The organism is Streptomyces albicerus, from assembly GCF_008905045.1.
Lineage (GTDB): Bacteria > Actinomycetota > Actinomycetes > Streptomycetales > Streptomycetaceae > Streptomyces > Streptomyces albicerus.
The window spans coordinates 122,380-144,489 of sequence record NZ_VWMY01000017.1; the positions used below are offsets into that span (position 1 = coordinate 122,380).

Annotated in this window: 16 protein-coding genes; 8 read left to right on the forward strand and 8 right to left on the reverse strand. The window is 71.1% G+C overall.

The features are described from left to right. Positions 1-35: 35 nt before the first annotated feature. Positions 36-1,001, forward strand: a complete 966-nt coding sequence (locus GAS53_RS17070; RefSeq protein ID WP_151478457.1) for a hypothetical protein — start codon at positions 36-38, stop codon at positions 999-1,001. A gap of 18 nt (positions 1,002-1,019) precedes the next feature. Here the strand turns inward: GAS53_RS17070 and GAS53_RS17075 are convergent, their stop codons facing one another. From GAS53_RS17075 to GAS53_RS17085, 3 genes are all read right to left on the reverse strand, one after another. After that, positions 1,020-3,311, reverse strand: coding sequence for an ABC transporter permease (locus tag GAS53_RS17075; RefSeq protein WP_151478458.1), 2,292 nt, complete (start codon positions 3,309-3,311; stop codon positions 1,020-1,022). A gap of 92 nt (positions 3,312-3,403) precedes the next feature. Further along, a complete protein-coding gene (locus GAS53_RS17080; protein ID WP_151478459.1) occupies positions 3,404-4,174 on the reverse strand; it encodes an ABC transporter ATP-binding protein in 771 nt (256 codons plus the stop codon). Further along, entirely contained in the window at positions 4,171-4,686 is a 516-nt protein-coding gene (locus GAS53_RS17085; protein WP_151478460.1) for a PadR family transcriptional regulator, read from the reverse strand. The genes GAS53_RS17080 and GAS53_RS17085 overlap by 4 nt, the downstream gene beginning before the upstream one ends. Positions 4,687-4,812: 126 nt before the next feature. On the opposite strand from GAS53_RS17085, the gene GAS53_RS17090 reads away from it, so the two are divergent. The 7 genes from GAS53_RS17090 to GAS53_RS17120 all read left to right on the forward strand — a co-directional run bounded on the left by GAS53_RS17090 (position 4,813) and on the right by GAS53_RS17120 (position 15,208). After that, positions 4,813-6,087, forward strand: a complete 1,275-nt coding sequence (locus tag GAS53_RS17090) for an ABC transporter substrate-binding protein (protein ID WP_151478461.1) — start codon at positions 4,813-4,815, stop codon at positions 6,085-6,087. A 163-nt stretch (positions 6,088-6,250) separates the two neighbouring features. Continuing rightward, positions 6,251-8,146 carry a glycoside hydrolase family 13 protein gene (locus GAS53_RS17095; RefSeq protein WP_151478462.1) on the forward strand — a complete coding sequence of 632 codons (1,896 nt, stop codon included), beginning with the start codon at positions 6,251-6,253 and terminating at the stop codon, positions 8,144-8,146. A 71-nt stretch (positions 8,147-8,217) separates the two neighbouring features. Further along, positions 8,218-9,543, forward strand: a complete 1,326-nt coding sequence (locus GAS53_RS17100) for an ABC transporter substrate-binding protein (RefSeq protein WP_151478463.1) — start codon at positions 8,218-8,220, stop codon at positions 9,541-9,543. Positions 9,544-9,548: 5 nt separating this feature from the next. Then, a complete protein-coding gene (locus GAS53_RS17105; RefSeq protein ID WP_151478464.1) occupies positions 9,549-10,919 on the forward strand; it encodes an ABC transporter permease in 1,371 nt (456 codons plus the stop codon). Next, the gene (locus GAS53_RS17110) at positions 10,916-11,755 is read left to right on the forward strand and encodes a carbohydrate ABC transporter permease (RefSeq protein ID WP_151478465.1); all 840 of its coding nucleotides are present in this window, start codon (positions 10,916-10,918) and stop codon (positions 11,753-11,755) included. The genes GAS53_RS17105 and GAS53_RS17110 overlap by 4 nt, the downstream gene beginning before the upstream one ends. Positions 11,756-11,939: 184 nt before the next feature. Beyond that, positions 11,940-13,688: a LuxR family transcriptional regulator gene (locus GAS53_RS17115; RefSeq protein WP_225858954.1), complete on the forward strand. Its 1,749-nt coding sequence runs from the start codon at positions 11,940-11,942 to the stop codon at positions 13,686-13,688. A gap of 134 nt (positions 13,689-13,822) precedes the next feature. Then, a complete protein-coding gene (locus GAS53_RS17120; RefSeq protein ID WP_151478466.1) occupies positions 13,823-15,208 on the forward strand; it encodes an FAD-binding oxidoreductase in 1,386 nt (461 codons plus the stop codon). Positions 15,209-15,341: 133 nt separating this feature from the next. Here the strand turns inward: GAS53_RS17120 and pgl are convergent, their stop codons facing one another. The 5 genes from pgl to tkt are packed head-to-tail and all read right to left on the reverse strand — an operon-like array spanning position 15,342 to position 22,028. Continuing rightward, positions 15,342-16,124: a 6-phosphogluconolactonase gene (pgl, locus tag GAS53_RS17125; protein ID WP_151478467.1), complete on the reverse strand. Its 783-nt coding sequence runs from the start codon at positions 16,122-16,124 to the stop codon at positions 15,342-15,344. Continuing rightward, on the reverse strand, positions 16,121-17,248 hold the full coding sequence (opcA, locus tag GAS53_RS17130; RefSeq protein WP_151478468.1) for a glucose-6-phosphate dehydrogenase assembly protein OpcA: 1,128 nt from the start codon (positions 17,246-17,248) through the stop codon (positions 16,121-16,123). Before opcA ends, pgl begins: the two co-directional genes overlap by 4 nt. Further along, positions 17,245-18,771, reverse strand: a complete 1,527-nt coding sequence (zwf, locus tag GAS53_RS17135) for a glucose-6-phosphate dehydrogenase (RefSeq protein ID WP_404829244.1) — start codon at positions 18,769-18,771, stop codon at positions 17,245-17,247. The genes opcA and zwf overlap by 4 nt, the downstream gene beginning before the upstream one ends. A gap of 1 nt (position 18,772) precedes the next feature. Next, a complete protein-coding gene (gene tal / locus GAS53_RS17140) occupies positions 18,773-19,891 on the reverse strand; it encodes a transaldolase (RefSeq protein ID WP_151478470.1) in 1,119 nt (372 codons plus the stop codon). 34 nt (positions 19,892-19,925) lie between these two features. Next, positions 19,926-22,028: a transketolase gene (tkt, locus tag GAS53_RS17145; RefSeq protein ID WP_151478471.1), complete on the reverse strand. Its 2,103-nt coding sequence runs from the start codon at positions 22,026-22,028 to the stop codon at positions 19,926-19,928. Positions 22,029-22,110: the final 82 nt, after the last annotated feature.

Consider the following 22,110-nt stretch of genomic DNA (forward strand, 5'->3'; position numbering starts at 1 on the left):
CGGCGATCATGGTGTCGAGCTCGGGGGAGCTGAACGTGGCTGGTTCGCGCGGGAGATGGCTGAGCGGCAGGCTGTCGGTGGCGTCGATTCTGCAGCCCAAGGCCGTGGCGCAGGCGGTGTTCCATCCGGCGTGGATTCCGCCGGCGGTCGATCCGTCGGTGGAGCGGCTCAAGCGGGTGCGCGTCATCGCCGGGGCTGTCGCGGCGTTCGGTGTGTACACCTTCGTGGAGGGCAAGTTCGACTTCACGGAGGTCCTGGAGAACATCGTCGTGGCGGCCCTCGTCCTGCTGTTCATCACACCTCTGACGGTGGGCGTGATGCTCTTCGTCTGGCGGCGCACCGGAAGGATCCGCGAGCTGCGCGGGGCCTTGTTCAACTCGCTCAAGCTGCTGCTGCTCTTCATCGGCATGGTCGTCGGGACGGTGTTGTTGTGGCAGCTGTCGGTCTCGCACGGACCCATCTGGACGATGGTGCTCGGCCTGCCGGCGATGTGGCTGACCGGCTTTCTGATGTACGGGGCCGTGCAGCTGGCCGGGAACTTCTTCGGCTCCGCCGCCGTACACCGCGCCCTGCCGCCGCTGCTCGCCACGGTGACGACCTGGCTGATGGCCATTCCCGACCTGGCCACCGGTGATCTGCACGGGCTCAGCCTCACGATGGGGATCGTCTTCATCCTGGGTGCTCCGGTGACGGTCACCTCCATCGCGGCCCTGGAGGCGACCCGTCTCCGCCGCCGCCACGGCATCCGGCTGGGCGCGCACCCGGCGACGCTGCCCGCTCCGACGCCCTACGCGCCGCCGAACCCGGGGTTCGTACCACCGCAGGGAAACCCGTACGGGCCGCCTCCGGGGCAGCCCTACGCGCCGCCGCCCGGACAGCCCTATGTACCGCCGGGCCAGCCGTACCCGCCGGGCAACGGCAGCCCGTACGCCCCGTATCCGCCGCACGTCTCGGGCAACCCCTACGGGCCTCCGCCCCCGCAGCCCCCGTACGGTTCCTGACCAGACTCGGAGCCCCGGTCAGGCCACCGCGCTCAGCGTGTCCGCCAGCCGGCGGCGGGCCGCCCGGGCCGCGGGCAGGGCGGCGAGCGCGGCGGCGCCGAGCACGGCAGCCGTGCCGAAGAGCAGCAGGAGGACGGGGGAGGGCCCTCGGGCGATCCCGGCGCCGATGCCGCTCGAGCTGCCCTGTGCGTCGATCAGCCAGTGCGCGATCGGCACCCCCAGCGCCGTACCGACGAGGACCGCGGCCAGCGCCGTGCACCCCGTGGCCGTCACCGTGACCGCGGTGATCTGCCGCGGAGTCAGCCCGATCGCCTTCAGCGCCAGCAGGTCCCGCTCGCCCTCGCGCACCGTGCCGCCGATCGCGGTGAGCAGCTCGATGAGGCCGATCAGGGCCAGTACGGCGATCAGCCCCACGACGACCCCGCGCAGCGGCGAGAGCCCGTCGGCCGGGTTCGGCACGGCGTGCACGCTGATGTCTCCGTGTGCGGCGGTGGTCAGCTCGGCGGCCACCCGGTGCGTGTCGGCGCCGGGGCGCAGTTGCAGCTGGTAGAGGGCCGCCCGGAGCCCCGGGTCGTTCTCCCGGAGGGTGTCGAGCGAGGTGGAGATGACCCGGCCGCCATTCTCCGGCTCGATGCTGCGCCCCACGATGTGCAGGATCTGCGGCTGTGCGCCCACCGTCATCCGCACCCAGTCCCCGACGCGTACGTCCAGCAGGTCGAGCAGTCCCTGGCCGGCCACCGCCTCGTCGGGGGCGCGCGCGGGGCGTCCCTCGGCCAGCGTGAACGGGTAGGGATCCTGGCGGGTGCCGAGCCCGCGCAGCGCGATCGTGCCCGTCTGGCCGGGGACCAGGGCGGCCACCTCGACGCCCGGATGGACGGCGGCGACCTGCGGGTTTTCGGCCAGCAGGGCTCGTACGCCCGGATCGCTCAGGGTGTCGTCCGCGCGCACGGTGAGCGCGGCCGCGAGACCGATCTGGTCGGGCCTGTTCTGGAAGCGGTCGATGGTGGTCCAGGCACTCATGGCCACCACGATCAGCAGCAGCGGCAGCGCCAGCCGGGCGACCGTGGCCAAAGAGCGCGGCCGCCGCGTGAACGCCTTGTGCCAGCCCAGGACCAGCGCGGACGGCAGCCGCAGCCCGAGAGCCCCGCGCGCCAGGCCCGACAGCCGGCCGCCGAGCGGTGCTGCGGCCCGCAGCCCCGGCACCGGAGGCACCTGTCCGGCCCGCCAGGCCGCGAGCCCGGTCGTCGCGGCGATGAACAGGACCGCGGCCACGGGTATGGCGAGGAGTGCCGCCGTGTGTCCCGGCAGTCCCTGCCACACACCGACGGCGTCCCCGAGCCGTCCCGGGATCCGACTGCCCAGGGCCTGGGTGAGGGCGGCGGCGAGCACGGCGCCGAGGAGCGCGAACGCCACATGCTGGAGCAGGAAGATCCGCACCACCTGGCCCGGAGTGAAGCCGATCGCCTTCAGGACCGAGATGTCCCGCAGATGGCCACGGATACGGGTGCCGATCGCGCCGTGCACGGCGAGCGCGGCGGCGACCAGGGCGCCGAGACCGAACAGGCCGAGGACCTGGCCGAGCAGCCGGTTGCCGCCCTGGGCCTCCGACCGCGCCTGCTGCCAGTTGGAGACGTCGGTGACCGCTCCGGCACCGAGCACGGTGACGGCGCGCTGGACGGCGTAGTCCGTGTCGTCGGGATCGGTCAGCCGCAGCCCGGTCACCTGGCCGCCGCGCCCGTCGGTGGCCTGCACGGCGGAGGGGAGCGTCCACGCGAGGCCCGACCGCTCCCCGGGGCGGTAGCGGGGCTCGGCGCTGTCGGCGATGCCCAGGACGGTCAGGGTCCGTGCGGTGCCGGGCACGGTGAGGGTGTCCCCGGGCTCGGCCCACAGCGCCCGGGCGAGACTGCTCTCCAGCACCACACCGTCCGGCGCGGCGGGATCGAGCCAGCGGCCGGAGGTGAGCAGCGGACGGCCGGTCGCGGGCCGGTCGGCGGTGCCGCGCAGCTCGACGGAGGCGCGGGTGCCGCGCGACTCGACGGTGGCGGCGGCGGTGGGGTACGGGCCCGCGACGGACGTGACGCCGTCCAGCTCGGCGAGTTCGCGTGCGTCTGCCGACGGGCCGGTGTGGATCCACACGTGCGCGCCCTGCGACTGGGTGAAGACGCGCTGCCAGGGATTGGTCGCGTACCCGAAGAGTGCCGTGGCCAGCAGCAGCGAGGCGACGATCCCGGCGGTGGCGAGCACGATGAACAGCGCCTCGCCGCGATGCGTGCGCAGATCGGCGTGCGCCCAGCGCAGGGTGGCCCGCACGCCGGCTCAGCCTCTCGGCTCGCGCACGAGGGACCGGCTCCGCGGCCCGTGTACGGCACAGGGATCCTTGGCCACAGGCTCGTGCACGCCGCTCAGTCCCTCAGTTCCAGCACGCCGGATATGCCCCCGCCGCGCACGGGCGCGGCGTCGAGTTCCGCGTCGTCGGCGACACGGCCGTCGAAGAAGCTGATCACCCGGTCCGCGGCGCTCGCGAGCCGTGCGTCATGGGTGACCAGCACGATGGTCTGACCGCGCTGGTGGAAACGGGACAGCAGCCGGGTCACCTCGCGGGTGCCCTTGCTGTCGAGGCTGCCCGCGGGCTCGTCGGCCAGCAGCAGGGACGGGTGGTTGACCAGGGCACGGGCCAGCGCGACACGCTGCTGCTCGCCGCCGGACAGCTCGCCCGGCATGCTGCGCTCCTTGCCATCGAGGCCCAGCTCGGCGAGGAGCCGCTCACGCTCGGCGCGCGCCTGCTTGGGGGAGAGACCGGCAAGCAGGGCGGGCAGCTCGACGTTGTCGGCGACCGACAGGTTCGAGACCAGGTTGAAGAACTGGAAGACGATGCCGATGCGGCTCCGGCGCTCGACCGCCCAGCGGGCCTCGCTGTACGCGTCCGTGCACTCGCCGTCCAGCCAGACGCTGCCGGAGTCCGGTCGCTGGAGTCCGCCGAGCAGATGCAGCAGTGTCGACTTCCCGGCGCCGGAGGGGCCCGTGACGGCCACGAACTCACCCTGCCGTACGGCGAGATCCACACCGCGCACGGCATGGGCGGGGGCGCCCTCGCCGTAGTGGGTCTTGACCAGGCCCTCGGCACGCAGCAGGGGTGCGCCCTCGACGCGCGACGAAGGAGCGGTGCGGCTCACTCCAGCTCCTCCAATTCCTCCTGGCAGCGCTCCAGCCAGTCCAGATCGGCCTGCAGATGCAGCATGGCGCCCTCGATGAGCAGCTGGGAGATGCGGTTGTCCCGGTTCTCGGCGGCGGCGAGCTTCGACAGATTGCGCATGGTGTTCAGGTACTGGCGCCGTTGCTTGTTGATCAGGGCGATCTGGTCGGCGAGTCCGGTCTGCGGCGCGAGTGCGAGCTTCATGAAGAACTCGTCCCGCACACGCGGCTCGTCCGCCGTCTCCTCGTACCAGGCGCGCAGCGCCTCACGCCCGGCGTCGGTGAGGTGGTAGATCTTCTTGTTGGGCCGGCTCGACTGCTCGACTTCCTCGCCCTCGATCAGTCCCGACTTCTCGAGGCGGCCGAGTGTCACATAGATCTGGCCGACGTTCGGCTGAGGGTACGCGGAGCCCAGCAGTTGCTCAAGGTCCTGCTTGAGCTCGTAGCCATGGGCCGGACCACGCGCCAGCAGGGCCAGGAGGGGCAGCCGCACTCGTGCTCTCCTCCTCGGATCCTTGTAATGTGCCGCAGGCCCTAGTATCGCCCATACCTAACAGGTATACATGGCCTCTGACTCCGGGCGAAGGTGCCCGGCAGCCGGTGTACCAAGGAGGAACCTATGCGGTGGATACATGCCGCGGGTAGGGGACTCCTGGTCGCGGCGGTGGTCCTGAGCGGTTATGTCGCCTCGGGAGCGCAGGCCGACGGAGCGCGTGGCGGCGGTCGCGGTCCGCTCACGCTGGCCACCGCGGGGGACCTCACCAGCTATCTGGGGCCGCTGCTCGACGGCTGGAACCGCACCCACCCCGGCGAGAAGGTCACCCTCGTCGAACTGCCGGACTCCGCCGACGAGACCCGTGCGCAGATGACCACCGACCTGCGCGGCGGCGACCGGAGCCGCTTCGACATCCTGAACATCGACGTCGCCTGGACCTCGGAGTTCGCCGCCGCGGGCTGGATCTCCCCGCTGTCCCGGGACCGCTTCCCGCTCGACGGCTTCCTGTCGCCGGTCGTCGACACGGCGACGTACGACGGAAAGCTGTACGCCGTCCCGTACGTCACCAACGCCGGCCTCCTCCTCTACCGCAAGGACGTCCTCGACAAGGAGGGCCTCGCTCCGCCGCGCACCTGGGCCGAGCTGGAGAAGCAGGCGAGGACCATCGCGCCGAAGTACGGACTCGACGGCTACGCGGGCCAGTTCCTGCCCTACGAGGGGCTCACGGTGAACGCCGCCGAGGCGGTCTACTCGGCGGGCGGCACGATCCTCGGCGACGAGGGCGAGCGCGTCACCGTCAACTCGGCGGCGGCCCGCGAGGGCATCGGCTTCCTCGCCCGCGGCGTACGCGACGGCTGGATCCCGAAGAAGGCGCTGACGTACAAGGAGGAGGAGTCCAAACAGGCCTTCCAGGACGGCCGTCTCCTCTTCCTGCGCAACTGGCCGTACGCCTATGTCGGCGCCTCCGCCAAGGGCTCCGCCGTCGCCGGGAAGATCGGCGCGGTGCCGCTGCCCGGACCCGACGGGCCGGGGGCGAGCGTGCTCGGCGGCTCCAACCTGGCGGTCAACGCGCATGCCCGTCATCCCGACTCCGCCGCGCGCCTGATCGCGTACCTCACGAGCGAGCGGGTGCAGCGGCAGGTCCTCACCAAGGGCGCGCTGCCGCCTGTGCGGGCCGCGCTCTACCGGGACCCGGAGCTGATCCGGCGGTTCCCCTATCTGCCGACGCTGCGCGCGAGCGTCCTGGCCGCGTCGCCGCGTCCCAAGAGCCCGCGCTACGACCAGGTCAGCCTGGCCGTGCAGGGCGTCGTGCACGACGCGATGTCCGGGCACCAGACGCCCGAGGCCGCGGTGCGACGCCTCGCGCGCGAGCTCGCGGACATTTCGCGCCGGGGCTGAGCCCTCTCGGCGCCGCGTTCCGGCGGCTCCTAGTTACATGTTAGGTAACGTGCCTGTCTCATCTTCCCCTTCTGCAGGTGGAAAAGTGCGGATATAAATCCCCAACTCTCGTGAGTCCTCTGCCTACTCGTTGACACCCGTGCGACACGCCTACTTAACATGCATGCATAACCGTAGGCACGCACAGACAGGTCAACGGGTGACGCTCAACACGCACCGCTGGTGGCGCGACGCAGTGATCTACCAGGTCTACGTCCGGAGTTTTCTGGACAGCACAGGGGACGGCATCGGCGATCTCGCCGGGGTCCGGGCCGGACTGCCGTATCTGAAGAAGCTGGGGGTCGACGGCGTCTGGCTGAGCCCCTTCTACCCCTCGCCGCAGCACGACCACGGCTACGACGTGGCCGACTACTGCGACGTCGACCCGCTCTTCGGCGACCTCAGCGAGTTCGACCTGCTGATGACCGACGCCCGGCGGCTCGGCGTCAAGGTGCTCCTGGACATCGTCCCCAACCACTGCTCCAACGAGCACCCGTGGTTCCAGGAGGCACTGGTCGCCGCCCCGGGCAGCGAGGCCCGCGCCCGCTTCCACTTCGCCGACGGCCGCGGCCCGGGCGGGTCCGAACCGCCCAACAACTGGCACTCCATGTTCGGCGGCCCCGCCTGGAGCCGGATCACCGAGCAGGACGGCACCCCCGGCCAGTGGTACCTGCACATGTTCACGCCCGAGCAGCCCGACCTGAACTGGCGCAACCCCGAGGTCGGCGACCACTTCGACCACGTGCTGCGCTTCTGGCTCGACCGGGGCGTCGACGGCTTCCGCATCGACGTCGCCGCCGGCCTCTACAAGCACTCCGAGCTGCCGGACTCGCCCGACCCCGAGGCCGACGCCCGCACCCGCGACTCGGTCAACCCGCTCGCCTGGAACCAGCCCGAGGTGCACGACGTCTGGCGGCACTGGCGGTCGGTGTGCGAGGAGTACACCGCCCGCGACGGCCACGAGCGGCTGCTCGTCGGCGAGGTCTCGGTGCCGACCGCCCGCGAACACGCCCAGTACGTACGCAGTGACGAGCTGCACCAGGCCTTCTTCTTCGACCTGCTGAGCGCGCCGTGGAACGCCGACGCCTTCCACAAGGTCATATCCGAGGCCATGCAGGACATCGCGGGCACCGGCTCGACGGTCACCTGGGTCCTCAACAACCACGACCAGGTCCGCACCGTCACCCGCTACGGCGAACTGGGCACCGAGGGCAGCGGCCCAGGGCCAGCGCCGGAAGTGGCGCCTGCCGGCCGACGCCTGGCACGCGCCCCCACCCTCGAACCGGCTTCGCACGGCTCGGGCGGGGGGACCCCCTTCGCCGCACCGGGCGAAAGCCCAAGTACGTCCAGTACGAGGACTTCCGCCCGGCACGCCGAGAGCACGCACCAGACGCCGCCCGGCCCGCCCTCCGGGCGGACGACGCCACTTCCGGCGCTGGCCCTGGGCGCCGCCCGCGCCCGCGCCGCCGCGCTGCTGATGCTGGCGCTGCCCGGAGCCGCGTACATCTACCAGGGCGAGGAGCTCGGACTGCCCGAGGTCGTCGATCTGCCCGACGACGTGCTCACCGACCCGATCTTCCGCCGCACCGGCAGCCGCGCCCGGATCCGCGACGGCTGCCGGGTGCCGCTGCCGTGGTCGGGGCACGCCTCGCCGTTCGGCTTCACCTCCGGCGTCGAGAGTGCCAAGCCGTGGCTGCCTCAGCCCGCGTACTTCGCCGAGTACGCCACCGACCGCGCCCTCGCCGACACCCGCTCCTTCTGGCACCTCTACCGCGACGGACTCCAACTGCGCGCCGGACTGCCCCAGTTGGGCGAGGGCGAGCTGCGCTGGCTGAAGACCTCGCCCGGTGTCCTCGGCTTCGTCCGCGGCGACGGCCTGGTGTGCGCCGTCAACTTCGGTACGGCGCCGACGCCCGCGCCGGTCTCCGGCACCCCCCTGCTGTCCAGCGGCCCCTGCGCGCCCGGCGTCCTGCCCGGCTCGACGGCCGCCTGGTGGATCAGCGACTGCACCAACCCCTGAGTCCCACCTCCTGCATCACGCCCCAAAGCTGACTGCCCGTCAATTTCCCTGCCCTCGAAGGAACATCAACGATGATGCGACGACGTACGACCCTGCTCGCGAGCTGCACCGCCCTCGCCCTGTCCCTCGCCGCCACCGCCTGCGGAGGCGGCCCCGTCTCGGCGGGCGGCGGCGACAAGCCGCTCAGCGGCCAGACGATCAACGTGGCCGGTGTCTGGTCCGGCAGCGAGCAGAAGAACTTCCAGAAGGTCCTGGACGCGTTCAGCGAGAAGACCGGCGCCAAGACGCAGTTCACCTCCACCGGTGACAACGTCTCCACGGTCGTCGGCAGCAAGATCGAGGGCGGCAACGCCCCCGACGTGGTGATGGTCCCGCAGGTCGGCGTGCTCCAGCAGTTCGCGAAGGAGGGCTGGCTCAAGCCGCTGTCCAAGACCGCCAAGCAGTCCGTCGACGCCAACTACGCCAGCGTGTGGAAGAACTACGGCAGCGTCGACGGCACCCTGTACGGCCTGTACTTCAAGGCCGCCCACAAGTCGACCGTCTGGTACAGCCCCGACGCCCTCGACGAGGCGGGCGTCGAGCCGCCGACGACGTACGACGCGATGCTGAAGGCCGGACACACCGTCTCCGAGTCGGGCCTCGCGGCGTTCTCCGTCGCCGGCCAGGACGGCTGGACCCTCACCGACTGGTTCGAGAACATCTACCTCTCGCAGGCCGGGCCCGAGAAGTACGACGCCCTGGCCGCCCACAAGATCAAGTGGACCGACCCGAGCGTCGTCGAGGCCCTCACCACCCTCGGCAAGCTCTTCAAGGACAAGCAGCTGTTGGCCGGCGGCCAGAAGGGGGCGCTGAACACCGACTTCCCCGGCTCCGTGGAGAAGGTCTTCGGGCCCGAGCCCGCGGCGGGCATGGTCTACGAGGGCGACTTCGTGGCAGGCGTCGCCAAGGACCAGTTCGGCAGGAAGATCGGCGAGGACGCGGACTTCTTCCCCTTCCCCGCGGTCGGTGACGGCGAGGCGCCCGTGGTCAGCGGCGGCGACGCGGCCGTCGTCCTGAAGGACGGCAAGAGCCAGAAGGCCGCCATGGAGTTCCTGGAGTACCTCGCGACCCCCGAGGCCTCCGCCGTGTGGGCCGAGGCCGGTGGCTTCCTCTCCCCGAACAAGAAGCTCGACCTCGCCTCCTACGGCGACGACACCACCCGTGAGACCGCCAAGTCCCTTGTCGCCGCCGGGGATTCGGTCCGCTTCGACATGTCGGACCAAGCCCCGGCCGCGTTCGGCGGCACCAAGGGCGCCGGTGAGTGGAAGCTCCTCCAGGACTTCCTGCGCGACCCGTCCGACCCGAAGGGGACCGCGGCCGAGCTGGAGAAGGCAGCGGCCAAGGCGTACCAGGACTGATCGCGATGACCGCCACGATCCTCAAAGAGGCGAGCCCTCCGCCCGTCACGCTGACCGATCGCGACCGCGACCGCAGACGGCGCGCCCGGCGCCGTGCCCGCGTCATCGCCCTCGCCTTCGTCTTCCCCGCCCTGCTCCTGCTCGGCGCGCTCGTCGTCTACCCCGTGCTGTTCTCCGTGGGCCGCAGCTTCTTCGACGCCTCCGGCGGCCGGTTCGTGGGCGGCGACAACTACACCGAGATGTTCCGCGACCCGGCCACGCTCACGGCCGTCCGCAACACCGCGATCTGGGTCGTCATCGCGCCGACCCTGCTCACCGGCCTCGGTCTCGTCCTCGCCGTGCTCGTCGAAAAGGTGCGCTGGGCAACGGCGTTCAAGCTGCTGCTCTTCATGCCGATGGCCGTCTCTTTCCTCGCCGCGGGCATCATCTTCCGGCTCGCCTACGACGAGGACCCCGAGAAGGGCGTCCTGAACGCCGCCGTCGTCTCCGTGCACGACGCCTTCGAGGGAGCGTCGTCGTACCCGACCGCCCGTGGCCGCGACGGCCAGGGCCTGACCAAGGGCGCCGACGGCTCGTACCGTACGACGGCCACCGCGTCGCCCGGCGACACCGTCGGTCTCGGCCTGGTGGGCGTACGCGCCGACGACCTGCCGAAGGACGCGCGGCCGGCGTACCCGGCGGCGGCCCGGAAGGCGGCGGCCGACGAACTGCGCGGCGTCGTCTACTTGGACTTCACACGCGGCGGGGGAGGGGAACAGGGCAAGGTCGACAAGGCCGAGAGCGGGCTGCCGGAGATGAAGGTCGAGGCGGTGCGCGACGGGAAGACGGTCGCGAGCGCCACCACCGCGGCCGACGGCTCCTACCGCTTCCAGGGACTCGATCCGGGCTCGTACACCGTGCGGCTGCCCGCCTCGAACTTCGCCCCGCCGTACGAGGGCGTCTCCTGGCTGGGCCCCGCGCTCGTCACGCCCGCCATCATCGGCGCGTACCTGTGGATCTGGACCGGCTTCGCCATGGTGCTGATCGGCGCCGGGCTCGCCGCGCTGCCGCGGGACGCGCTGGAGGCGGCCCGGATGGACGGCGCGAACGAGTGGCAGATCTTCCGCCGGATCACCGTGCCGCTGCTCGCGCCCGTCCTCACCGTGGTCTTCGTGACCCTGGTGATCAACGTGATGAAGGTCTTCGACCTCGTCTACATCATCGCGCCGGGACCGGTGCAGGAGGACGCCACCGTGCTCGCCACCCAGATGTGGCTGGTGTCCTTCGGCGGTGGCAACAACCAGGGGCTCGGTAGTGCGCTCGGGGTGCTGCTCCTGCTGCTCGTGATCCCCGCCATGGTCTTCAACGTCCGCCGTTTCCGAGGGAGTCAACGATGAACGCGCTCAGGCGGGGGCTCGGCAACAGCCTGGTGCAGGCGTTCCTCGTACTTGTGGGTCTGGTGTGGCTCACCCCGCTCGCCGGGCTGTTCCTGTCCTCGTTGAGGTCCGCCCAGGACACCGCGAAGGGGGGCTGGTGGACCTCGCTGGCCAGTCCCGGTCAGTTGTCCTTCGACAACTACTCGGCGCTGCTGGGCAATGCGGGGATGACGCAGGCGTTCTGGAACACCGTGCTGATCTCGGTGCCGGCCACGTTCCTCGTCGTCGTCCTCGCCGCGCTCGCCGGATACGCCTTCGCATGGCTGGACTTCCCCGGCCGTGAACCCCTCTTCCTGCTGGTGGTCGCCCTGTTGGTGGTGCCCGTGCAGATCGGTCTGCTGCCGGTGGCCAAACTCTTCGGGCAGCTGGGGCTGTTCGGCACGATCCCGGGAGTCGTGCTCTTCCACGTCTCGTACGGGCTGCCGTTCGCGATCTTCCTCCTGCGCAACTACTTCGCGGAGATGCCGAAGGAGATGCTGGAGGCCGCGCGGATGGACGGTGGCGGGGAGTGGCGTATCTTCACCCGGCTCGTGCTGCCGGTCGGCCGTCCGGCCATCGCCAGCCTCGCCATCTTCCAGTTCCTGTGGGTGTGGAACGACATGCTGGTCGCGCTGCTCTTCGCCGACAGCTCCTCGCAGCCGTTGACGGTTGAACTCCAGTCGCAGATACGGCAGTTCGGCAGCAATATCGATGTGCTCGCGCCCGGGGCGTTCCTGTCCCTCGTGGTGCCGGTGGTGGTCTTCTTCGCCTTCCAGCGGCATTTCGTGCAGGGGGTGATGGCGGGGTCGGTGAAATGAGCTTCGATGCTGGCCTGGCCTGACCTGAGACCGGGCCTGACCTGAGACCGGGCCTGACCTGACCGTGCCGGGCCCGGCATGCCCGGCCCGGCCCGGGCATGCCGCAGGCGGAGGCTCCCGCCCGTGGCCTGCCTATCCTGGTAAGGGGTGGTCCGGCTCGGGGAGAGCGGGAAGGGAGCCGCAGGTGGCTGACCAGACCACCGGCACCGGGCAGCGGCTCGGCCGGGCGACGGAGCCGGCAGCGGACGGCAGGTCCGGGAAGGCGTCCCCGGAAGCCCTTCGGCAGGCACGGGACGCCGTCTCCCGAGAGGCCTGGGCCGACGCGTACCGCCTCCTGAGCGGCATGGACCCCGCCCGCCTCACCCCGGACGACTTCGCCGCGCTCGCCGATGCCGCCTGGTGGACGAGTCGCGTCGAGGAGTCGATCACCGCGCGGATGAGGGCGTACTCCGGTTACGTCGAGGCGGGCGCCGCCCAGCGGGCCGGGTACTGCGCCTGGATGCTCTTCTACGAGCACCGACTGGCGGGACGCACGGCGGTGGCGGCCGGCTGGCTGCGCCGGGCCCGGGAGCACCTGCGCGGCCGGCCCGAGTGCGTCGAGCAGTGCTATCTCGCCTGGATGGAGGCGGAGCAGGCACAAGAGCGCGGCGCGTTCGACGAGGCCATGGCCACGGCCCGGCGTATGGCCGGGATCGCCCGGCGATGCGGCAGCCCGGACCTGCTCGCCATGAGCATTCAGGCGCAGGCAGGCGTCCTGCTGGCCCAGGGGCGGGTCGCCGACGGACTCGACCTGCTCGACGACGCGATGTGCGCGGCCGTCGCCGGCGAGCTCAGCTCCTTCTTCACCGGGTGGATCTACTGCCTCGGCCTTCAGCGGTGCATGGCCTGCGCCGACCTCGAACGCGCCGCCGAATGGACCGACGCGGCCATGAGGTGGTGCGCGTCGATGCCGGCGGAGAACAACTTCCGGGGTCTGTGCAGGGTGCACCGCGTGGAGGTCCTCGAGCTGCGCGGCGCCTGGCCGCAAGCGGTGACCGAGGCCGCGCGGACCTGCGAGGAGCTGCTGCCCTACGAGGGCCGGATCGCCGCCGAGGCGTTCTACCTGGCCGGGGACATCCAGCGGCGGCGCGGCGACCTGGCCGCGGCCGAGGCGTCCTACGACCGGGCGCACGGACTCGGCCGCGACCCGGAGCCGGGTCTGGCCCTGCTGCGGCTTGCTCAGGGCAGGGCCGATGCCTCGGCCGCCGCTCTGCGGCTCGCCGTGGCGAGCGAGGACGACGGCCCGGCCACGGACGGCGGGTCCGGGAACCTAGGGCGCTGCCGGCTGCTGGCGGCCCAGGTCGAGATCTCGCTCGCTCTCGGCCTGCTCGACGAGGCCCGTACGGCGGCGGACGGGCTGGCGGTGCTGGCCCGCGACTGGCAGCGGCGGCGCGGGTCGCAGACGACCATGCTGCACGCCCTCGCCGCGTCGGCGGGCGGTGCGGTGGCCTTCGCCACCCGTGACCTCGACCGTGCGCTGCCCGCACTGCGCCGCGCACTGGCGCTGTGGCTGGCGCTCGGGGTCCCCTACGAGGCGGCTCAGGTCCGGATGACCCTGGCCGCCGCCGACCGGACCGCCGGCGACGAAGAGGGCGCCCGCATGGAACTGCGGGCCGCACGGGAGACCTTCGAACGGCTGGGGGCCGTGCCGGACGCGCGCCGGGCGGCCGCGCTGCTCGGCAGCGTGCACCGGCAGACACCCGGCGCGCTCACCGAGCGCGAGATCCAGGTGCTGCGGCTGGTCGCCGCGGGCGGCACGAACCGGTCCATCGCCGCCGAACTGGTGATCAGCGAGCACACCGTCGCCCGGCACCTCAACAACATCTTCGCCAAGCTCGACGTGTCCTCGCGGGCCGCGGCGACGGCGTACGCGTACACGCACGGCCTCGTGTGATCCCGGCCCGTGGGCTGTTCTGCCCACACCCGGTGCGGCGAAATGGGTGGTTCCGGCGATGAGGGCCGCCCGGCGCCGCGCGTACACCGGAGGTGCAACCCGTTCCCCGACGCCACGGAAAGCAGGCGGCGGTCATGACCACCTACACACCAGCCCTGGACGAGCAGCAGCTGCAGCGGCTGCGGGGTGTCGTGCGCGGCGACATCGTCGAGCCCGGCGACCCCGACTACGACGTGGCCCGCAAGGTCTACAACGCCATGCACGACAAGCGGCCGGCGATCATCGTCAGGGCCGTCGACACGGGCGATGTCATCGCCACCGTGGACTTCGCCCGCGAGACGCGGCTGCCGCTCGCGGTACGCGGCGGCAGCCACAGCGTCCCCGGCTACGGGACCTGCGACGACGGTGTGGTCCTCGACCTCGGACGGATGCGCGGGATCCGCGTCGACCCGCAGACGCGTACGGCGTGGGTCGAGGGCGGCTGCACCTGGGCCGACGTCAACCACGCCACGCACGCCTTCGGACTGGCCACCACCGGCGGGATCGTCTCGACGACCGGCGTCGGCGGTCTGACCACGGGCGGAGGCATGGGCTATCTGGCCCGCCGCTGCGGCCTGGCCTGCGACAACCTGGTCTCGGTCGACCTGGTGACGGCCGACGGACACTTCCTGACCTGCACGGAGGAGCGCAACGCCGACCTGATGTGGGCGGTGCGCGGTGGCGGCGGCAACTTCGGCGTCGTCACGTCCTTCGCGTACCGGCTGCACCCCATCGCCGACATCCTCGGCGGTCCGACGTTCTACCCGCTCGACGGCGATGTGATCCGCCGCTACCGGGAGCTGATCGCCGAATCAGACGAGCAGCTCGGCGCGCTGCTCGTGGTCGGGCTCGGTCCGCCGCTTCCGTTCCTCCCCGAGCGCTGGCACGGGCGGCCGGTGTGCGGAGTGGTCACCTGCTGGACCGGGCCGGAGGACCAGGACGACCGGGTCCGTGCCCGTCTCGCCGCGCTCGGCCCGGTGCTGGGGCAGAGCGTGGGACGCATGCCCTACCCGGTGATCAACACCCTCTTCGACGAACTGGTGCCCCCGGGGCTCTTCCACTACTGGAAGGGCACCTTCAGCCAGGGCCTGCCGGACGGTGCCATCGACGCGTACGTCGAGCACGGCGCCTCGACCCCCTCCATCCAGAGCGTGACGGTCGTCTTCCCCCTCGACGGCGCCTGCCACCGGGTCGCGCCCGAGGAGACCGCCTTCTCCTACCGCGACGCCGACTTCGCGACCGCGCTCAGTCCCACCCTGACCAGCCGCGAGGACTGCGAGGCCCAGAAGGACTGGGTACGCGGCTTCTACGCCGCCCTCCGGCCGCACTCCGCGGAGGGCGGCTACGTGAACTTCATGGACGGCGACGACCAGGACCGCGTACGCGCCAACTACCGGGGAAACTACGCCCGGTTGACTGACATCAAACGGCGCTACGACCCGGGAAACCTGTTCCGCCTCAACCACAACATCGCCCCGTGAGCCCTGTGAGCTCTGAGAGATCCCTTGAGGAAGCGGACAACGAAAGCCCCAGGTCGCTGACCTGGGGCTTTCTGGTGGAGCTGGTGGGTTGCTGGAGCTGCTGGAGCTGCTGGAGCTGGTGGAGCTGGTGGACTCAGGGCGAAGCCGGCGGATACAGCGACCTCGGCAGCTGGGAAGCCGCCGCCGCGTCCAGGAGCCACAGCGTGCGCTGGCGGCCGTACGCCCCGGCGGCCGGGGCCTGGATCTCGCCCGCGCCCGACAGGGCGATGGCCGCGGCCTGCGCCTTGTCCTCGCCCGCCGCGAGCAGCCACACCTCACGGGCCGCCCGGATCGCGGGCAGGGTGAGAGTGACACGGGTCGGCGGCGGCTTCGGAGCGCCATGCACGCCCACCACCGTCCGCTCCGTCTCGCGGACCGCGGGCAGCTCCGGGAAGAGCGACGCCACATGGGTGTCGGGGCCGACACCCAGCATCAGCACGTCGAAGGACGGGACCGGGCCGTGGTTCTCGGGCCCGGCGGCATCGGCGAGTTCGGCCGCGTAGGCAGCGGCCGCCGCATCCGCGTCCTTGCCGTAGGGACCGTCCGACGCGGGCATGGCGTGCACGCGCTTCGGGTCCAGCGGCACCGAGTCGAGGAGCGCCTCACGGGCCTGGGTGACATTGCGGTCCGGGTCGCCCTCGGGCAGGAAGCGCTCGTCGCCCCACCACAGGTCGAGCCGGCCCCAGTCGATGGCGTCCCGGGCGGGCGCGGCCGCGAGCGCCGCAAGCAGGCCGTTGCCGTTGCGGCCACCGGTCAGCACGACAGAGGCGTAGCCGCGCGAGGCCTGCGCGTCCACGATCTTCGTGATCAGCCGGGCCGCGGCGGCCTGCGCCATCAGCTCCTTGTCGTGATGCACGACCAGTTGCGGAGTGCTCACTGCGGATCTGCCTTCTTGACCGGGGGCATCTGTGCCGGAGTGGGCCGGCCGGCGTCGCCGTTGCTGTCGCCCGACGGGGCGGCGGGCGGCGGAGCCTGCGCGGACGTGCGGCCCGGGGCTGCCGAGTCCGGCACCGTCCGGACCGGCAGGGGTCCCGGGGTGTGAGCGAGCGCCTCGGCCCGCTGCGAGGCGGACTGGATCCCTCCCAGCCGGTCCACCCCGAACCGCAGGGAGGACGCGAACGTGTCGTCCGGATCGAGCCGCCGCAGCTCCTCCGCGAGCAACTCGGACGTCTCGCGGCGTTTGAGCGCCACCGCGCGGTCCGGCTGGCCCGGCAGCGCCAGCGTGGCCATCGCTCCGTCCGACCGGTGCAGCGTGATGGGGCCGATGGTCGTCTCCATGCGTACCTGGGTCAGGCCGGGACCGGCGGAGATCGCGCGCCGGACGTGTACGTGGAGCCGGTCGGCGAGCCACATGGAGAGCAGTTCGACGCTCGGGTTGAACTCCTCGCCCGCCACTTCGGCGGAGATGACCTCGCAGCTGATCTGGTCGAGGGCGGCGGCCAGCATCGAGCGCCACGGGGTGATCCGCGCCCATGCCAGGTCGGTGTCGCCCGGCTCGTAGGTCTCGGCGCGGGCCCGCAGTTCGTCGACGGGCTTCTCCGCCGCGTAGCTGTCGGTGACCCGGCGCTGGCCCAGCGCCCCCAGCGGGTCCTTGGCCGGGTCGCGCGGGGAGCCCACCGGCCACCAGACCACGACCGGGGCGTCCGGCAGGAGCAGGGGGAGTACGACGGACTGGGCGTGGTCCACGACCTCGCCGTACAGCCGCAGGACGACCGTCTCGCCGGTGCCCGCGTCCGCGCCGACCCGTACCTCGGCGTCGAGGCGCGACTTCGTGCGGTCGCGGGGCGAGCGGGAGACGCGCTTGACGACCACGAGGGTGCGCGAAGGGTGCTCGCGCGAGGCGTCGTTGGCCGCCTTCAAGGCGTCGTAGGCGTTCTCCTCGTCGGTGACGATGACGAGGGTGAGGACCATGCCGACGGCAGGTGTGCCGATGGCCCGGCGGCCCTTCACGAGCGCCTTGTTGATCTTGCTGGCCGTGGTGTCCGTGAGATCTATCTTCATGGGCGACGCCAGCTCCGTCCGTCTCGCTCGAGCATTTCGTCCGCCTCGACGGGCCCCCACGTTCCGGACGGGTACTGCGCCGGCCTGCCGTGCTTGTCCCAGTACTCCTCGATCGGGTCGAGGATCTCCCAGGACAGCTCGACCTCCTCGGTGCGCGGGAAGAGGTTCGAGTCGCCGAGCAGTACGTCGAGGATCAGCCGCTCGTACGCCTCCGGGCTGGACTCCGTGAAGGACTCGCCGTACGCGAAGTCCATCGAGACGTCCCGGATCTCCATCGAGGTGCCGGGCACCTTGGAGCCGAAGCGGACCGTGATGCCCTCGTCGGGCTGGACGCGGATGACGATCGCGTTCTGCCCCAGCTCCTCCGTCGCCGTGTGGCCGAAGGGGGAGTGCGGGGCACGCTGGAAGACGACGGCGATCTCGGTGACGCGACGGCCCAGACGCTTGCCCGTACGGAGATAGAAGGGGACGCCCGCCCAGCGGCGGTTGTCGATCTCCAGCTTGATCGCCGCGTACGTGTCGGTCTTCGACTGGGGGTCGATGCCGTCTTCCTGGAGGTAGCCGACGGCCTTCTCGCCGCCCTGCCAACCCTCGGCGTACTGACCGCGGACCGTGCTCCTGCCCAGGTCCTTCGGCAGCTTCACCGCGCCGAGCACCTTGGTCTTCTCGGCGGCGAGCGCGTCCGCGTCGAACGAGGCGGGCTCCTCCATGGCGGTGAGCGCCATCAGCTGGAGGAGGTGGTTCTGGATGACGTCACGGGCGGCGCCGATGCCGTCGTAGTAGCCGGCGCGGCCGCCGATGCCGATGTCCTCGGCCATCGTGATCTGTACGTGGTCCACGAACGAGCGGTTCCAGATCGGCTCGAACATCTGGTTCGCGAAGCGCAGCGCCAGGATGTTCTGGACCGTCTCCTTGCCCAGGTAGTGGTCGATGCGGAAGACCTGGTCCGGGGCGAAGACCTCCTCGACGGTCGCGTTGAGCTCCTCGGCCGACTTCAGGTCGTGGCCGAAGGGCTTCTCGATGACCGCGCGCCGCCAGGAGCCGCTCGACTGGTCGGCCAGGCCGTGCTTCTTCAGCTGCTGGATGACCACGGGGAAGGCGGACGGCGGCACGGAGAGGTAGAAGGCGAAGTTGCCGCCCGTCCCCTGCGCCTTGTCCAGCTCGCCGATCGTCTCGCGCAGCCGCTCGAACGCGTCGTCGTCGTCGAAGGTGCCCTGGACGAAGCGCATCCCCTGGATGAGCTGCTGCCAGACCTCCTCGCGGAAGGGCGTACGGGCGTGCGCCTTGACGGCGTCGTGGACCACCTCCGCGAAGTCCTCGTTCGCCCACTCGCGGCGGGCGAAGCCGACGAGCGAGAAGCCCGGGGGCAGCAGGCCGCGGTTGGCGAGGTCGTAAACAGCAGGCATCAGCTTTTTACGGGACAAATCGCCCGTGACCCCGAAGATGACGAGGCCCGACGGCCCCGCGATACGCGGGAGCCGTCGGTCCGCCGGGTCACGCAGCGGATTGCTGCTTGACAAGATTTCAGCCCTCCGAGGGGGCGAGGCGCTGGAGCTCCGCCTCGGTCGACTTGAGCAGGTCGTTCCAGGACGACGCGAACTTCTCGACGCCCTCGTCCTCCAGGAGCTGGACCACGTCGTCGTACGAGATCCCGAGCTTCTCGACGGCGTCGAGCTCGGCGCGGGCCTGCTCGTACGTACCGGCGATGGTGTTGCCGGTGATCTGTCCGTGGTCCTCGGCGGCGAACAGGGTCGCCTCCGGCATGGTGTTCACCGTGTTCGGCGCGACCAGGTCGTCGACGTACAGGGTGTCCTTGTAGGCCTTGTCCTTGACGCCGGTCGAGGCCCACAGCGGACGCTGCTTGTTGGCCTGCGCCTTGTCGAGGGCGAGCCAGCGGTCCGAGGAGAAGACCTCCTCGTACGCCTGGTAGGCGAGCCGCGCGTTGGCGAGACCCGCCTTGCCGCGCGCGGCCTTCGCCTCGGGAGTGCCCAGGGCGTCGATCCGCTTGTCGATCTCGGTGTCCACGCGGGACACGAAGAACGACGCCACGGAGTGGATCTTGGCGAGGTCGAGGCCGGCGGCCTTGGCCTTCTCCAGGCCCGAGAGGTAGGCGTCCATGACCTCGCGGTAGCGCTCCAGCGAGAAGATCAGCGTGACGTTGACGCTGATGCCCCGGCCGATCGTCTCGGTGATCGCGGGCAGGCCCGCCTTGGTCGCCGGGATCTTGATCAGCGTGTTCGGGCGGTCGACGAGCCAGGCCAGCTGCTTGGCCTCGGCGACGGTCGCCTTGGTGTTGTGCGCCAGGCGCGGGTCGACCTCGATCGAGACCCGGCCGTCCTGGCCCTGCGTGGCGTCGAAGACCGGACGCAGGATGTCGGCGGCGTCCCGGACGTCCGCCGTCGTGATCATGCGGACGGCCTCTTCGACGGTGACCTTGCGGGCGGCGAGGTCGGCGAGCTGCTGCTCGTACCCGTCGCCGCCGCTGATCGCCTTCTGGAAGATCGACGGGTTGGTGGTGACGCCCACGACGTGCTGCTGGTCGATCAGTTCGGCGAGGTTGCCGGACGTGATCCGCTTGCGCGACAGGTCGTCCAGCCAGATCGCGACGCCTTCCTCGGAGAGGCGCTTGAGTGCGTCTGTCATGGAAAATGCATCTCCTACGTGTCGTATGTCAGCGTCAGCGCTGGGCTGCGGCGATCGATTCCCGGGCGGCGGAGGCGACGTTCTCGGCAGTGAAGCCGAACTCGCGGAAGAGGACCTTGCCGTCGGCCGAAGCACCGAAGTGCTCCAGGGAAACGATGCGACCGGCGTCCCCGACGAAGCGGTGCCAGGTCAGACCGATACCGGCCTCGACCGCGACCCGAGCCTTGACGGACGGCGGCAGCACCGAGTCCCGGTACCCCTGGTCCTGCTCCTCGAACCACTCGACGGACGGCATCGAGACCACCCGCGTCGGCACCCCGGAGGCCTGGAGCTGCTCGCGCGCCTCCACGGCGACGTGCACCTCGGAACCGGTGCCGATGAGGATGACCTCGGGCACTGCGCTCTGTCCTTCGGACCCTTCGGCCTCGAAGAGCACGTAACCGCCCTTCGCCGCATCCTCGTTGGGCTCGTACGTCGGCACGCCCTGACGGGTCAGCGCGAGGCCGTGCGGGGCGCCCTTGCCGAAGACCTTGGTGTAGCGGCGGAGGATCTCGCGCCAGGCGATCATGGTCTCGTTGGCGTCCGCGGGGCGGACGACATTGAGGCCCGGGATGGCGCGCAGCGAGGCCAGGTGCTCGATGGGCTGGTGGGTCGGGCCGTCCTCGCCCAGACCGATGGAGTCGTGGGTCCACACGTACGTCACCGGCAGGTGCATCAGTGCGGACAGCCGGACGGCGTTGCGCATGTAGTCGGAGAACACCAGGAAGGTGCCTCCATAGATACGGGTGTTGCCGTGCAGCGCGATGCCGTTCATCTCCGCGGCCATGGAGTGCTCGCGGATGCCGAAGTGGATCGTGCGGCCGTAGGGGTCCGCCTCCGGCAGCGGGTTGTCCGCCGGAAGGAACGACGACGTCTTGTCGATGGTCGTGTTGTTCGAGCCGGCCAGGTCGGCGGAGCCGCCCCACAGCTCGGGGATGACCGCGCCGAGCGCCTGGAGCACCTTGCCGGACGCGGCACGGGTGGCGACGCCCTTGCCCGCCTCGAAGACCGGGAGCTTCTCCTCCCAGCCGGCCGGCAGTTCACCCGCGGCGACGCGGTCGAACTCGGCCGCGCGCTCGGGGTTGTTGTTGCGCCACTCCTGGAGCCGCTTCTCCCACTGGGCGCGGGTCTCACGGCCGCGCTCGCTCAACGCGCGGGTGTGCGCGATGACCTCGTCGGCGACCTCGAACGACTTCTCCGGGTCGAAGCCCAGCACGCGCTTCGTGGCCGCGACCTCGTCCTCGCCGAGCGCCGAGCCGTGCGCGGCCTCGGTGTTCTGCGCGTTCGGCGCCGGCCAGGCGATGATCGAACGCATCGCGATGAACGACGGCTTGTCGGTCACCTGCTTCGCGGCCTCGATCGCCGCGTACAGGGCGGCCGGGTCGAGGTCGCCGTTCTCCTTCGGCTCCACGCGCTGCACATGCCAGCCGTACGCCTCGTACCGCAGAGCCGTGTCCTCGGAGACGGCCGTCTCGGTGTCGCCCTCGATCGAGATGTGGTTGTCGTCCCACAGCAGGATCAGGTTGCCGAGCTGCTGGTGACCGGCCATGGAGGACGCCTCGGCGGAGATGCCCTCCTGGAGGCAGCCGTCACCGGCGATGGCGTAGATGAAGTGGTCGAACGGGGAGGTGCCGGGGGCGGCCTCCGGGTCGAACAGACCGCGCTCGTAGCGGGCGGCCATCGCCATGCCCACCGCGTTGGCGACGCCCTGGCCCAGCGGGCCGGTCGTCGTCTCCACGCCGGGAGTGTGCCCGTACTCGGGGTGCCCCGGGGTCCGGGAGCCCCACGTCCGGAAGGACTTCAGATCGTCCAGCTCCAGGCCGAAGCCCGCCAGGTAGAGCTGGGTGTAGAGGGTCAAAGAAGAGTGGCCCGCGGACAGCACGAACCGGTCGCGACCGGTCCAGTCCGGGTCCGCCGGGTCGTGCCGCATCACCTTCTGAAAGAGGGTGTAGGCGGCGGGTGCCAGGCTCATCGCCGTACCCGGATGGCCGTTACCGACCTTCTGTACGGCATCGGCGGCCAGGATGCGGGCGGTGTCGACGGCCCGCTGGTCCAACTCGGTCCACTCGAGGTCTGTTGTGGTCGGCTTGGTGCTCACCCTGGGTCAGGGCTCCTCTCCACATGTTCCACATGTCGAATGCCGGTGCACGTCGCGCCCACCGGCCGCTGTCGAGCCTACC